The following is a 14332-nucleotide window of genomic DNA, read 5'->3' as shown; positions in this document are numbered from 1 at the left end:
GTGGTTCATCAGCTAATGAACTGTGCAGGAGTAAGAATTCATTTTAAAATAAGAAGACTGGACGAGTTTCGCCAGCCTCTTCTTGTACCTATTAGCGCCAAGGAACAAACCGGACTTTAGAAAGTGAATTCATCCGGTGTTGGTAGCTAAAATTAATTGCTATCAGTCAAAGTTCCCTGTCTCTTTCAAATGGGGCAATAAGATCTGCCAACGTGGGTCTTCCTGCCAATGAGTATCTTGAACAATCTGACTGGCGACTTTGCGCGCCTCTTCTAGGATATTATAATCCTCAACAATATCGGCAACCTGAAATTCAGGAATTCCAGATTGACGTGTGCCAAAAATTTCCCCGGAACCTCGCATCTTAAGGTCTTCCTCAGCCAGAACAAAACCATCAGTCGTCTCACACATAGCCGACATGCGGCGCTTACCGACATCATTTTTAGGATTAGCAACCAATATACAATAAGATTGCTTGTGTCCACGACCGACACGTCCACGTAACTGATGAAGTTGACTGAGTCCAAAGCGATCAGCATCCATAATAATCATAACTGTAGCATTGGGGACATTAACGCCCACCTCAATAACTGTCGTTGAAACCAAAATCTGAGAATGTCCATCTTTAAAATCTTGCATAATTGCTTCTTTTTCGTCATTCCTCATACGTCCGTGTACAAGAGCAATTTTAAGATCATCATCGAAAAAGTTTATTAATTCTTGGTGCAGTTCCACTGCATTTTTCAAATCCATACTCTCAGATTCTTCAACTAAAGGTGAAATAACGTAAGCCTGAGCTGCCTGATTCAATTCACCCTTAAGCCAATTTAAAACGGTGTCTAGCTGCTCATGTTTGACCCAGCGAGTAATGATAGGTTTACGTCCTTCTGGCATTTGGTCGATAACCGACACATCCATTTCACCAAAAGCCGTAATAGCTAGAGTTCTAGGGATAGGAGTCGCCGTCATCATAAGAACGTCGGGATTATCCCCTTTCTCACGGAAGATTCGGCGTTGATTTACACCAAAACGGTGCTGCTCATCCGTAATAACCAGACCCAATCTGTGGTAGGTGACACTATCTTGAATCAAAGCATGTGTTCCAACAACCATATCAACCGATCCATCGGCAACTGCAGTTAGAGCTGCTTTTTTTACAGCTGGTTTCATTCCTGAGGTCAACAAGGCAATATTTAGACTGGGAAAAAGGGTGACTAGGCTTTCAAAATGCTGCTGAGCCAAAATTTCCGTAGGAACCATGAGTGCTGACTGCAAACCAGCTGTATAAGCAGCATACATGGCTAGGCTGGCAATGACTGTCTTTCCTGAACCGACATCCCCCTGCAAGAGCCGATTCATGTGGGCACCCGAGCGCATATCCTGCAAAATCTCCGACAGACTACGCTTTTGCGCTTCTGTCAAGGCAAAAGGCAAGCTGGCAATCTGCTTTTCCACCTTCTCGCCATCGTAGACAATAGCTAAACCGTTGCTTTCCGACTTATTTTCCGACTTTAACATCTGCAAATTGAGTTGGAAATAAAATAGCTCCTCAAACTTAATTCGGCGCAAGGCCTGCTTATACTCTGCTAAGTCCTTGGGAAAATGCATGGCACGCACTGCACTTTGACGATCCAAAAGTCGATATTTATCTAACAAAATACTCGGTAAATTTTCTGGCAAGGCTGTCAGAGCACCACTATCAAAAGCTGCCTTAATCGCCTTGATAAGAGCCGTTTGTGAAACACCTTGAGCTAGATGATAAACGGGCTGCATATCATCTTCGACCTGTGCCAAAACTTTCATACCTGTTACAGAGGACTTAAGCGCATCCCATTTGCCAAAAACAGCTACCTCTTGCCCCAAGATAATCTTGTCTGCTAGATAAGGCTGGTTGAAAAAACTAATCGCAATAACAACTTCTCCCTGCTTAATCTTAAAAGAGAGACGGTTGCGCTTAAAACCATAATATTGGACATTAGCAGGTGACACAACTGTCCCTGTAATAACCGCCTTTTCACCGTCTACCAGTTCAAAAACAGACTTGCTTTTAAAGTCTTCATAGCGAAAAGGATAGTAAAGTAATAAATCACCGATAGTATAAAGACCCAATTTTGTAAATTTTTCTGCAGACTTCGGTCCAAACCCCTTAAGTGCTGCAATTGGTTCACTTAATAACATATCCCTATTATAACAAAAAGAACCCTGTAGTGATTATCACAAGCTAGGGCTCTGTTTTATTCTTTTATTCATATTCGCGTGGGATACGGTCACTGAGCAAACAGAGAACTTCATAATTGATAGTTCCCCGCTGTTTAGCGACATCCGTTGCAGTAATAGTAGCACCACCGTTGCTTCCAATCAGAGTTACCTTTGTTCCTAAAGGATAAGCCTGGGGTAATTTGACTGTAATCTGATCCATAGAAACACGGCCGACAATCGGACAGCTTTGACCGTCAATGAGGACATTAAAATCTTGCATATCGCGCGTCCAACCATCCGCATAACCAAGTGGCAGAGTACCGATCCACTCTTCCTGACGAACCGTATAAGTTGCTCCATAGCCAATATCACTTCCCTCTGGTACTTGCTTGACATGGACCAATTCCGATTCCAGACTCAATGCTGGCTTGACAGCATAAGGCAATTCCAAAACCTGCCCGCTGGGGTTGAGGCCGTAGATAATAAGACCTAGGCGAACAGCAGTAAAAATTCCCTCTCCATGCCAGAGACTCGTAGCTGAATTACTGGCATGGATAATTTCTGGGCAATAAGCCAGTCCAGCTAGTATTTCTTTAAAGAAAGTGAGTTGCTCTTGAAATTTACTATCCTTATATTCATCGGCCGTTGCGAAGTGCGTAAAAACACCTTGGACATAGCTTCCAGCTTCTTGCAGACCAGCAATCAGTTGATTAGCAGCTGCTAGACTACGAACACCAATCCGCCCCATGCCAGAATCAACCTTAATATGTACAGTTAAGCCATTTAGATCGATTTTCTTATCTTGAGCTAAGTGCAACCATTCTAAACTTGCTACTGTTAACGTCAAGCGGTAATCTCGTGCCAATGCTACCTCATCTGGCAGAACAACACCCAAAATCAAAATCGGCTTGCGGACACCTGCTTGACGTAACTCGATTCCTTCATCAATATTAGAGACACAAAAACCGTCCACCATAGTCTGAATATGACTGGCAACAGCAACAGCTCCATGACCGTAAGCATTAGCCTTAACAACTGCGTAAGTCATTACCCCTTTGGGAATATGGTGCTGAACCTGCTCAATATTGGATGAAATGGCTGACAAATCAACCTTGGCCAAGGTCGGCCGGTGCAAACTTGAAATCATGCTAATTAAAACCTCACTTATTTATAACAGATATTGCCAAAATCAAAACACTGAGAAAGAAAGACTAACAGGTAAGGCACCCAAAAATCAGATGCCGGACAGAGGCTGGGCAAAAACTTGTCCAGTATTCTTATTTTAGAATAAACTCTTGATGCAGTGGTTGGAAGCAAGAATGTTAGCAACGCCAGCTTGGTCTTACCCCTGTACAGTTGGTTCTTTAGTACCAATGAATCACTGCTGGCTTTCCCTTTGCCGCAAGGCTAAAGCGGAAAAGCCTAAACGAATGTGAGGAACATTCTTCATCTTACTTCCAACCTCCAAAGGTCTCCCAGACTCATGTGATGAAGGCTGTTCATCTCATCTCCAACCTGATCCACCTAGCACAATTGAATCTTACTAACATGAAACGGACTATTTGCTGCGTTTCTCACAAAATTCTAAGAGCCATGTTTATCTTACTGTAGCTCTCACTTGCTAGAAGCATTAAGACTCCAAAATTACACTAGCTTGTACAAAATTGCCACTGTGTGAAATAGAAACATAACTGCGGCCTGAAAAAACCGAACTGCTGATAATAGGAGCCCCCTTTTCATTGGTCGCAATCTCAATATCATGGAAACGTAACTTACCAATACCGGTTCCCCACGCTTTTGCAAAAGCTTCTTTAGCAGACCAACGACCAGCCAAATATTCCATTTGCCGCTGTCCGCTCAAGTCGCTGAAACGCTCAAATTCTAAATCTGTCAGTACTTTTTTGGCAAAAACTGGATTTTTTTCGTATGCTTCTTGAACCTTAGAAATTTCCTGCAGATCAATCCCATGGCCGATAATCATTTTCTAATCCCCCTATAGAAAAAGAGCCGAGTTGCCCAGCTCTCCTCCCTTTAGTCATTTAGCATTTCTTCAAATGAATTCTTACCCAGAGTTTGATGGATTTCACGGATAAGTTTCTCCGTCTTATCCCACCCCAGACAAGGGTCCGTTATGGATTTCCCGAAGACCTCTGGCTTGTCCTGACGGCCATCTTCCAAGTAAGATTCAATCATAAAGCCTCGGACATACTGGTTAATCTTATCATTCCAATCACGATTTATCAAGGTTTGGCGCACAATACGGATCTGATCTAAATAATTTTTACCAGAATTATCATGATTAGTATCAATTAGGATGAAAGGATGAGACAGGCCCATCTGCTCATATCGTTCAATTGATTTGACCAAAATATCATAATAGAAGTTTGGTTCATTTTCACCGTGCTCATTGGTCGCTCCTCGCAAAATAGCGTGCGCCAGCGGATTTCCGTCAGTGTCAACTTCAGCATCATGGTAGATAAAATTCTGTTCATTCTGAGCGGCATAGATGGCATTAAACATTATATTAAGATTACCAGATGTTGGATTTTTCATACCAGTCGGCACATCAATACCTGAGGCTACAAAGCGATGCTCCTGGTCTTCAACTGAACGCGCTCCAATCGCATGATAAGAAACCAGATCATCAACTAAGGGTAAATTAGATGGGTAGAGCATCTCATCAGCAGTTGTCAGACCCGTTTCAGTAATGACACGGTAGTGAAGATTGCGGACGGCTGCAATACCATTGATTAAATCCGGCAATTTTGAAGTATCAGGCTGATGAATAAGACCTTTATAGCCATCCCCATTAGTACGAGGCTTAGCTGTATAAACCCGCATGACCATGAAAACACGGTCCTTAACTTCTTCCTGTAGGGCTGATAGACGACGGGCATATTCCAGAACAGCCTCTTCATTATCGGATGAACACGGTCCAATGACTAGAAGCGTGCGATTATCTTCACCTTTGATAATAGCTTCTAATTCTTGATCACGCGCCTGCTTCCTAGCTAAAGCACCACCTTCTAACTTTGAAAGTTGCTTAACTTCTGCTACATTGATTTTTTGGCTTTTTTGATGAATTCCCATATTATTTTCCTAGCGTTTCATAAATTTCTTGAACCAGCTCAGCTGTCTTACTCCAGCCTAAGCAAGGATCTGTAATTGATTTCCCATACACATCTGGTACATCTTGACGACCATCTTCCAAGTAGGACTCAATCATAAAACCTCGAACATACTGATTGATCTTGTCATTCCAATCTCGGTTAATAAGTGTTTGGCGGACAATCCGCACCTGTTCCATGTACTGTTTTCCGGAATTATCATGGTTGGTATCAATGATAATGAAAGGATTTTCTAAACCCAATTTTTCATACTGATTTATAGTATCCAAAAGATCGTCATAGTAATAATTAGGGATATTTTTCCCTGTTTCATTGAGAGCCCCACGCAAAATAGCGTGAGCCAAAGGATTGCCGGATGTATTAACTTCCTGCCCATTGTAAAGAAAGTTCTGCTTGGATTGGGCTGCATACATTCCATTAAACATGACCTTTAAATTGCCAGAGGTTGGGTTCTTCATACCTGTAGGGACATCAATACCTGAGGCTACAAAGCGGTGCTGCTGATCCTCTACTGAGCGAGCTCCGATGGCAATATAAGATACTAAATCATCAACCAAGGACAGATTTTCTGGATACAGCATTTCATCAGCCGTTGTCAAACCTGTTTCCGTAATCACACGGTAGTGGAGATTACGGACTGCCTTAATACCATTGATAAGATTAGGCTGACCCTGTGCATCCGGTTGGTGAACTAAACCCTTATAGCCGTCACCATTAGTACGGGGCTTAGCTGTATAGACTCGCATGACCATGAAGACGCGATCTTTAACTTTTTCCTGCAAATCAGCTAAGCGGTGGGCATAGTCAAGAACAGCCTCTTCATTATCAGACGAACATGGCCCGATAACCAAAAGAAGACGATCATCTTCTCCTTTAATAATTGCTTCGAGCTCTCTGTCTCGCTGCTCCTTGCGCGCTAAAGCCTCTCCTCTTAATTTGGACAGCTGCCGAACGTCTTCGATATCAATCTTATCGCTTACCGGTATAAATGCCATACTGTACCTCCCTCAATACTGATAAAATCTTTCCCCAGGATTTAGAGAAAATAAAAGTGATATAACTTCTCCATTATATCACTTTCTAGGCTTATTTCAATCTATTATCAGAATATTTCATTAGTTCTAAACCGCTCGCTGACGCCCATGACAATTTTTAAATTTTTTACCTGAACCACATGGACACGGATCATTACGCTTGACATTGGTCAAGTCAAGATCTGCATCATCAACAAGCTGATGTGGACGCTGTGCTGCAATGTTAGCCGCCCCTGTTGTATGAGCATGAGCAGTAGTCTTTTCGCGCTCTTGCTGATGAATTTGTGCCTTCATCATCAAACGCGTCACATCAAATTCAATAGCACCTATCATGTCATTGAACATGCGGAAGCTTTCTGATTGGTATTCAACAATCGGATTATTTTGAGCATAGCCACGCAATCCTACTGAATTACGAAGCTGATCTAATGCATCGATATGATCTGTCCACTTGCTATCAACAACTCGAAGAATAAGAACCTTTTGGAATTCAACAACAGATTCTTGATCTGGCAGTTTAGCAATTTGCGAATCATAAACATCAAGAGCTCGCTCATAGAGCTCATCTTTCATTTCTTCATAAGTCCACTCATCCAAGTCATCCAAGCTTAGGGAATCCTCAGGCAAAAGATTAGTATGAGCGAAATTCAAAATCGCTTCCAAAGCTTCATCTACATCACCACGGCTGTGACCATCGACTGTTCGGTCAATCGTCCGCTTAATCATAGCCTTGATTTCAGGACCTAAATCACGTTCAGCCGTAATGACATCAGAGCGTTCAGCATAAATAATTTCACGCTGCTCCCGCATGACATCATCATATTGAAGAACTTGTTTACGGATATCGTAGTTGTTTCCTTCAACCCGTTTTTGCGCTGATTCTACCTGCCTCGTTAGCATACGCGATTTGATTACGACATCCTCATCTTCTGGCGAGAGTCTCTCCAAGAAGAACTTGACACGCTCAGATCCAAAACGCTTCATCAGATCGTCTTCAAAGGAGAGGTAAAATTGAGACTCACCCTCATCTCCTTGCCGACCAGAACGCCCCCGCAGCTGGTTATCAATCCGGCGACTTTCATGGCGTTCTGTACCGATAACACAAAGGCCTCCTAGCTCTACAACGCCTTTACCGAGCTTGATATCTGTACCACGACCAGCCATGTTAGTTGCAATCGTAACAGCACCACGCTGCCCAGCATTCATAATAATCTGGGCCTCTTTTTCGTGGTTCTTAGCATTCAAAACCTCATGCGGGATCCCAGCCTTCTGTAGTTTTTGAGAAATAAAATCAGAAGTCTCAACAGCTACGGTACCAACCAAAATAGGCTGTCCTTTTTCATGGCGCTCTTTAATATCTTCAATAACTGCCCTAAACTTAGCTTCTGTTGTCGCATAAAGTAAATCAGGGTGGTCAATCCGCTGCACGGGGCGATTAGTCGGAATCGGAATAACGCGCATATTATATATTTCACGGAATTCTTCCTCCTCTGTTTTACCAGTACCCGTCATTCCTGAAAGTTTGCGGTACATCCGGAACATATTTTGGTAAGTGATAGATGCTGATGTCTTAGACTCATCCTGAATTGGCACACCTTCTTTAGCTTCAATCGCTTGGTGAAGACCATCTGAAAAGCGGCGGCCTTCCATTGTCCGGCCAGTAAATTGATCGACAATCAAAACTTCTCCATCGCTAACCACATAGTCCATATTGAGATTCATAATATAGTTGGCTCTCAATGCATTATCGATATAGTGAGTCAGAGCAACATTTTCAATATCGTAGAGATTATCCAAGTTAAAGAAGTCTTCTGCCTTATCAATTCCAGAATCCATCAGACCAATTGTTTTTGACGGAACGTCGATAGCATAGTCAACAGATTCTAGTGTTTTAACAAACCTATCAGCCCGCGTGTAGAGTGCACTGGTTTCAGAGCTTACAGGACCTGATACAATCAAGGGGGTCCGCGCTTCATCGATCAAAACAGAGTCAACTTCATCGACTAAGGCATAATTCAGCGGGCGCTGAACCATGTCTTCCTTGCGGACAACCATGTTATCGCGGAGATAGTCAAAACCAACCTCTGAGTTGGTAGAATAGGTAATATCGCTGTTATAGGCTTCTCGCTTTTCAGCTGGAGACTTAGAAGATAGATTAATCCCCACTGATAGACCCAACCAGCTATAGAGTTCACCCATTTCAGTTGCATCGCGGGCGGAAAGATACTCATTGACGGTGATAACATGCACACCTTCACCAGATAAAGCATTGAGGTATACAGGCATAGTCGCTGTTAACGTTTTACCTTCACCGGTACGCATCTCTGGGACATCCCCATTATGCAGAACAATGCCTCCCATGATTTGAACACGGTAAGGGTAAAGTCCTAAAACTCGCTTCGCTCCTTCACGTACAACCGCAAAAGCTTCTGGTAGTAAATGATCAAGACTCTCCCCATCTTGATAACGCTTTTTAAATTCTTCTGTTTTGCCTTGAAGTTCTGAATCTGACAATGCTTCCATGTCATCCGCATAAGATTCAACCTTCTTAGCTATTTTTTCTAATTTTCGAAGTTCGCCTTTGTCATTCTCAATGACCTTGCGTAATATATTTGCCATCTCTTTTCCTTTCGATAGTCACTAACACCATATTTTATCATAAAAGCCATACTGATACAAGAATTCAACCAATCTGACTCATCTAAATAATTAGCCCAAAATAGTATTTGTTACGCTAATGACAAAATAGTTTGAGAGTCTGTTATAACTTCTATATTTGTCCCATAAATAGCTCTCTTTATGATATTAATTTGTCGATAATAAAATCATTTAATACCGAGCTATAGCATTAATGGGATTGCCTGCTACATTTCGTGACGTTTACCTAACCGTAGCATAATCATTTCCTCATAACATAGAAACAGGCCATTTAAAATCATTTCAAGCTAAAAAGCAACAGCTAAATTCACTGTTGCTTTTGTCACGTTGGACTATTAATTAGACTAAATTAAGCTATAGTTAATCTTCCATATCATATAGGTTAAATATCTTCATCCCGTCTTTTCCCGAATACCCCAACCATAACTACAAGAACAAGAGCTGTACCTGCAAGAGTGGCAAGGCTTATGCCCTTATCACCTGTATCTGGCAAACGATTTGACTGTACATCCTGTTTTCTCGTCACCGACTGTACAGACTTTTCATTAGCAATGATGCCTTTCTTCACACCTTCATTAGAAAGCGAGGGTTGAAGATCAGGGTCATAGTTACCCGAACCACTAGGTGGATTGACTATAGGCACATTAGGTAGGGTTGGAGGGAGAGGAGGAATTGGAGAAAGCGGTTGGTCAGGAATTATCGGTGGACAGCCACAAATACCATCACGACCGTCTTTTCCATCTCTAACTACTACTCTTGATGTTGAACCATCTGCGTTTGTTACTGTAATAGTGTAGCTACCGTTGTGATTATCGCTAACCGTTACAGTTGGTGATTTACCATCTTTTCCGTCTTTACCATCTCGTACAGTTACGGATGACGTTGTCCCATCACCATTAATGAGTGTAATCGTATACGTACCATTTCCGTTGTCTTTAGCTGTGGCAGTGGCTGACTTACCGTTTTGGCCGTCACGACCATCACGGCCTGCGGCTCCGGTGTCACCTTTTTCGCCCTTGTCACCTTTGGCTCCGGTGTCTCCCTTGTCGCCTTTAGCGCCTTGGGCGCCATCAGAGACAGTTACGCTGCTCTTTTCGTCTTCGGAAACGATGCCGTCGCCGTTGGTATCTGTACCTGTAGTGATGGTCTTGGTGCCATTGTTATTATCTACGACATTAACGTAACCTGCGGCGCCAGCTTTACCATCTTTGCCGTCTACTCCGTCACGACCATCGCGGCCAGCTGCGCCTGTATCACCCTTATCTCCCTTGTCGCCTTTAGCTCCTTGAGCGCCGTCAGAAACGGTCACACTGTTCTTCTCATCGTCAGAAACGATGCCATCGCCGTTGGTATCAGTACCTGTAGTGATGGTCTTAGTGCCATTGTTGTTATCCTTGACATCGACGAAGCCTGCGGCACCAGCTTTACCATCTACACCATCACGGCCATCGCGTCCAGCTGCTCCGGTATCGCCCTTATCGCCTTTAGCTCCTTGAGCGCCATCAGAGACAGTTACGCTAGTCTTTTCGTCGTCAGAGACTACACCATCGCCGTTGGTATCAGTTCCTGTGGTGATGGTCTTAGTGCCATTGTTGTTATCCTTGATATCGACGAAACCTGCGGCACCGGCTTTACCGTCTACGCCGTCACGACCTGCAGCGCCGGTGTCACCTTTATCACCTTTATCGCCTTTAGCTCCTTGGGCACCGTCAGAAACGGTCACGCTGCTCTTTTCGTCTTCGGAAACGATGCCGTCGCCGTTGGTATCAGTTCCTGTGGTGATGGTCTTGGTGCCATTGTTATTATCTACGACATTAACGTAACCAGCGGCTCCAGCTTTACCATCTTTGCCGTCTACGCCATCACGACCGGCAGCACCGGTGTCACCTTTATCGCCCTTATCGCCTTTAGCTCCTTGAGCGCCATCAGAAACGGTCACACTGTTCTTCTCATCGTCAGAAACGATGCCATCACCGTTGGTATCTGTACCTGTAGTAATGGTCTTGGTGCCATTGTTGTTATCCTTGACATCGACGAAGCCTGCGACGCCAGCTTTACCGTCCTTGCCGTCTACGCCGTCGCGGCCATCACGACCGGCAGCACCGGTGTCACCTTTATCTCCCTTATCGCCTTTGGCTCCTTGAGCACCATCAGAGACAGTTACGCTAGTCTTTTCGTCTTCAGAGACTACACCGTCGCCGTTGGTATCTGTACCTGTGGTGATGGTCTTGGTGCCATTGTTATTATCCTTGACATCGACGAAGCCTGCGGCGCCAGCTTTACCATCTTTGCCGTCTACGCCATCACGGCCAGCAGCTCCGGTATCTCCTTTAGCACCGTCGGAAACCGTCACGCTGTTTTTCTCATCTTCGGAAACTACACCATCACCGTTGGTATCGGTACCAGTCGTAATCGTCTTAGTGCCATCGTGGTTATCCACAACATTGATATAACCAGCAGCGCCGGCTTTACCATCTTTACCGTCTACGCCGTCACGGCCATCGCGACCTGCGGCTCCAGTGTCGCCTTTATCACCTTTGACACCTTGTGCACCTGTGTCTCCTTTGTCGCCCTTATCGCCTTTTTCACCTTTAGCGCCATCAGAAACAGTTACGCTAGTCTTTTCGTCTTCAGAGACTACACCGTCACCGTTGGTATCAGTTCCTGTGGTGATGGTCTTAGTACCATTGTTGTTATCCTTGACATCAACGAAGCCTGCGGCGCCGGCTTTACCATCTTTACCATCTACACCGTCACGGCCATCGCGACCTGCGGCTCCGGTATCACCCTTGTCACCTTTTTCACCTTTAATAGTATTAATGGTAAACTGCGCCGAAGCTTCTTGTCCAAAGGCATCAGTGTATTTAACCGTGTAAGTGCCGTTTTCACCTGGAGTAATTTCAAGCTTAGGTTTCTGAGTATTAATCGAATAGGTGAAGACATTACCATTTTGCTCAATATTAAGGCCATTTCCTGCGCGGAAAGTAATGGTGTCACCACCATGAACCTGCTGAGCATCAGGAGCAACATTGGTATCATTTACTTGATTTTGTGTACCTGTTCCAGCAGTACCAGATGTAGCAATCCAATGATAATCTCTAGTCAGAAGGTACAATTGAGAACCATTAATAGCATCTGTAGATGTTTCGGAAATTGCACCTGCAGCTACATTTTTAATCTGACGTTCTTTGTCCTTATAACCAACTGAAACCTGATCTCCAGCAGCTTTCGTCTGACCTGCAAATCCTGAGTAAGTTATGTTATTAATAGTAGCGCTATCTTCTGTTGTTGCATCAGAATCTGTTATAGAACCTGCACCAAGAGCAACAGAATTATAGTAAGTAGCTTGCGCTGAAGGACCAATTGCTGAAGCCAGAATAGCTTCCGACTTAGCTTGGGTACCAAGCGCAACACTATTTGACGATTGAGCATTGGCATAGTAACCTATGCTAACGCTTGAAGGAGCATCAGCAGAGGCTGTATAACCAATATTTATTGCACCAACACCGCTTGCCTTACCACCGAGAGCAATGGCTGAATTAGCGCTAGCATTGGCAGTATTACCAATAGCAATCGCATTTTCACCATTGGCCTTTGTATAAGTACCAAGAGCAACTGCACCACCCTTATTATCCAAATCAACATTGGTTTCTGCATAGTAACCAATAGCGGTATCGTGATTGTTGGATGGTGTCGCGTTGTCACCCAGATGAACGGTACCCACAGGATTTTCACCAGCTACAGCCCTAAATACAGAACCGCCCGATTGGGTTGGCTGAGCAGACACTGCTGATGCATTTATCGGGTTAGCTGTAAGCGAAATAGATGGCAGACCAGGGCCATTTTGTTCAGCTACATATAAATGGCTTTCTGTTACATAAGTTACAGCACCTGAACCAACATAGGTACCGTCAGGGTTTGTTGCTTCAACACTAGCCTGCGACAAAATAGTATAGCTGCCGGCCTGAGTAACCTGCCCTTCAATTTTACCAGTAGATGAATCATACACTAGACCATCTGGTAAACCATCCTTGGTCACTGTTTTTCCATTGATAGTTGCACTATAACTAAATTTGGTTGAGACCGCATTAACTCCACCATTAACGGCAATACCAGAAATTTTACGACCAGAAAAGACAGCCTGATCACTCTTAGGCAGCGCATTAACATCCAGATCAATCGTTTTGCTGACTGTCGCACCATCAACAGACTGAACAGTAACTTGAATCGTATATTGACCAGATTGGAGGACTGACCCTGTTAAGGTACCATTTTCAGCATCATAGAAGAGGCCGGCAGGCAATCCATCAATAACTTCAGCCGTCCCTTCCTTAGTGTAACTAAAGGATAATTCTGCCTGAGCTACCTTACTATCTGATGCTTCCTCCTCATCTTCATCAACACTTCCCGCAGGAACAAGATTAATCGCCTGACCAGATTGAGTCGCTGTGATAGCAATGGGACGGATACTGCTTGCTTCATTCAACGATTGATAGTCACGACCAATAGTCACACCAAGGGTGCCTTGGGCTTGACCACCACGCTGTTCAGTATCCATTTGACTGCCCTGATGCTGAACAGACGTTTGTCCATTACTTGCTGCAGCTGTCACTTGATTAGCAGTCTTTTGAACATAGAACGTTACATACTTGGACTTTTGAAGTTCTAAGGCTGCAACTGCTTGCGTATCCGCTTGATTCGGAGCTAAAGCATAACCTGATAAGCCCAGTTGATTTAAGTTGGCTGTTTCAGTCACAATTTTATCAGCTAAATCATGAGCAGGAATCACCAAGGATTTAGCTGGCGTTTGACCAACTGTTGATTCGGAACCATCAGCTCCTTGTTCAACATAACGGACCTTATAAAAAACATAGGCATTCTGCCCTGCAGCATCCACTCTAGCCGAATCATTAATATGGCTGTTTGATTGTGAGTCCTCACTTGCTGATGTGTGATCAGCAGTTGAACCTTTATCGGTAGTTGGTTCTGCATTTTGTGACGTTTCTGCCGAGCTGCCATTCTCCCTTGATGGGCTCGTCTGACTTTCACCAGTGCTATTACTAGAATCAGCATCCTGCGCTGGCGTCACTGTCTGGTCCGAACTAACCGACTGACCGGCCCCTTCCGAAGACTGAACAGCTACGACTGTAAACTGAGTTTGGGGCTGCTCTTCAGCAAGAACGCTACCGGCAGCGAACAAACTGACCCCGATCAAGGCCGAAGCTGCGCCAAACTTAAACTTACGAATAGAAAAGTATTCTTTCCTTTGAATAGAATACTTAGATTTCCTAGGCTTAGGTTTCATAGAATGTA

At 44.0% G+C, this 14332-nt stretch carries 7 protein-coding genes; all 7 read right to left on the bottom strand.

The window, feature by feature from the left end:
• Positions 1 to 162 precede the first annotated feature (162 nt).
• Positions 163 to 2178 carry an ATP-dependent DNA helicase RecG gene (gene recG, locus AC4HAL_RS05655; RefSeq protein ID WP_491093366.1) on the bottom strand — a complete coding sequence of 672 codons (2016 nt, stop codon included), beginning with the start codon at positions 2176 to 2178 and terminating at the stop codon, positions 163 to 165.
• Positions 2179 to 2242: 64 nt separating this feature from the next.
• Positions 2243 to 3346: an alanine racemase gene (gene alr, locus AC4HAL_RS05650; RefSeq protein ID WP_491093365.1), complete on the bottom strand. Its 1104-nt coding sequence runs from the start codon at positions 3344 to 3346 to the stop codon at positions 2243 to 2245.
• A gap of 483 nt (positions 3347 to 3829) precedes the next feature.
• On the bottom strand, positions 3830 to 4180 hold the full coding sequence (gene acpS / locus AC4HAL_RS05645; RefSeq protein ID WP_447451907.1) for a holo-ACP synthase: 351 nt from the start codon (positions 4178 to 4180) through the stop codon (positions 3830 to 3832).
• 50 nt (positions 4181 to 4230) lie between these two features.
• Entirely contained in the window at positions 4231 to 5289 is a 1059-nt protein-coding gene (locus AC4HAL_RS05640) for a 3-deoxy-7-phosphoheptulonate synthase (protein ID WP_491093364.1), read from the bottom strand.
• A gap of 1 nt (position 5290) precedes the next feature.
• Positions 5291 to 6322 carry a 3-deoxy-7-phosphoheptulonate synthase gene (locus AC4HAL_RS05635; RefSeq protein WP_491093363.1) on the bottom strand — a complete coding sequence of 344 codons (1032 nt, stop codon included), beginning with the start codon at positions 6320 to 6322 and terminating at the stop codon, positions 5291 to 5293.
• Positions 6323 to 6448: 126 nt separating this feature from the next.
• A complete protein-coding gene (gene secA, locus AC4HAL_RS05630) occupies positions 6449 to 8980 on the bottom strand; it encodes a preprotein translocase subunit SecA (RefSeq protein WP_491093362.1) in 2532 nt (843 codons plus the stop codon).
• Positions 8981 to 9401: 421 nt separating this feature from the next.
• Positions 9402 to 14324: a collagen-flanked surface repeat-containing protein gene (locus AC4HAL_RS05625; protein ID WP_491093361.1), complete on the bottom strand. Its 4923-nt coding sequence runs from the start codon at positions 14322 to 14324 to the stop codon at positions 9402 to 9404.
• Positions 14325 to 14332 lie beyond the last annotated feature (8 nt).

This window comes from Streptococcus sp. ELY_125, from assembly GCF_058314535.1.
The sequence above is the reverse complement of the archived record's forward strand: the minus strand, read 5'-3'. Positions and strand labels throughout refer to the sequence as shown.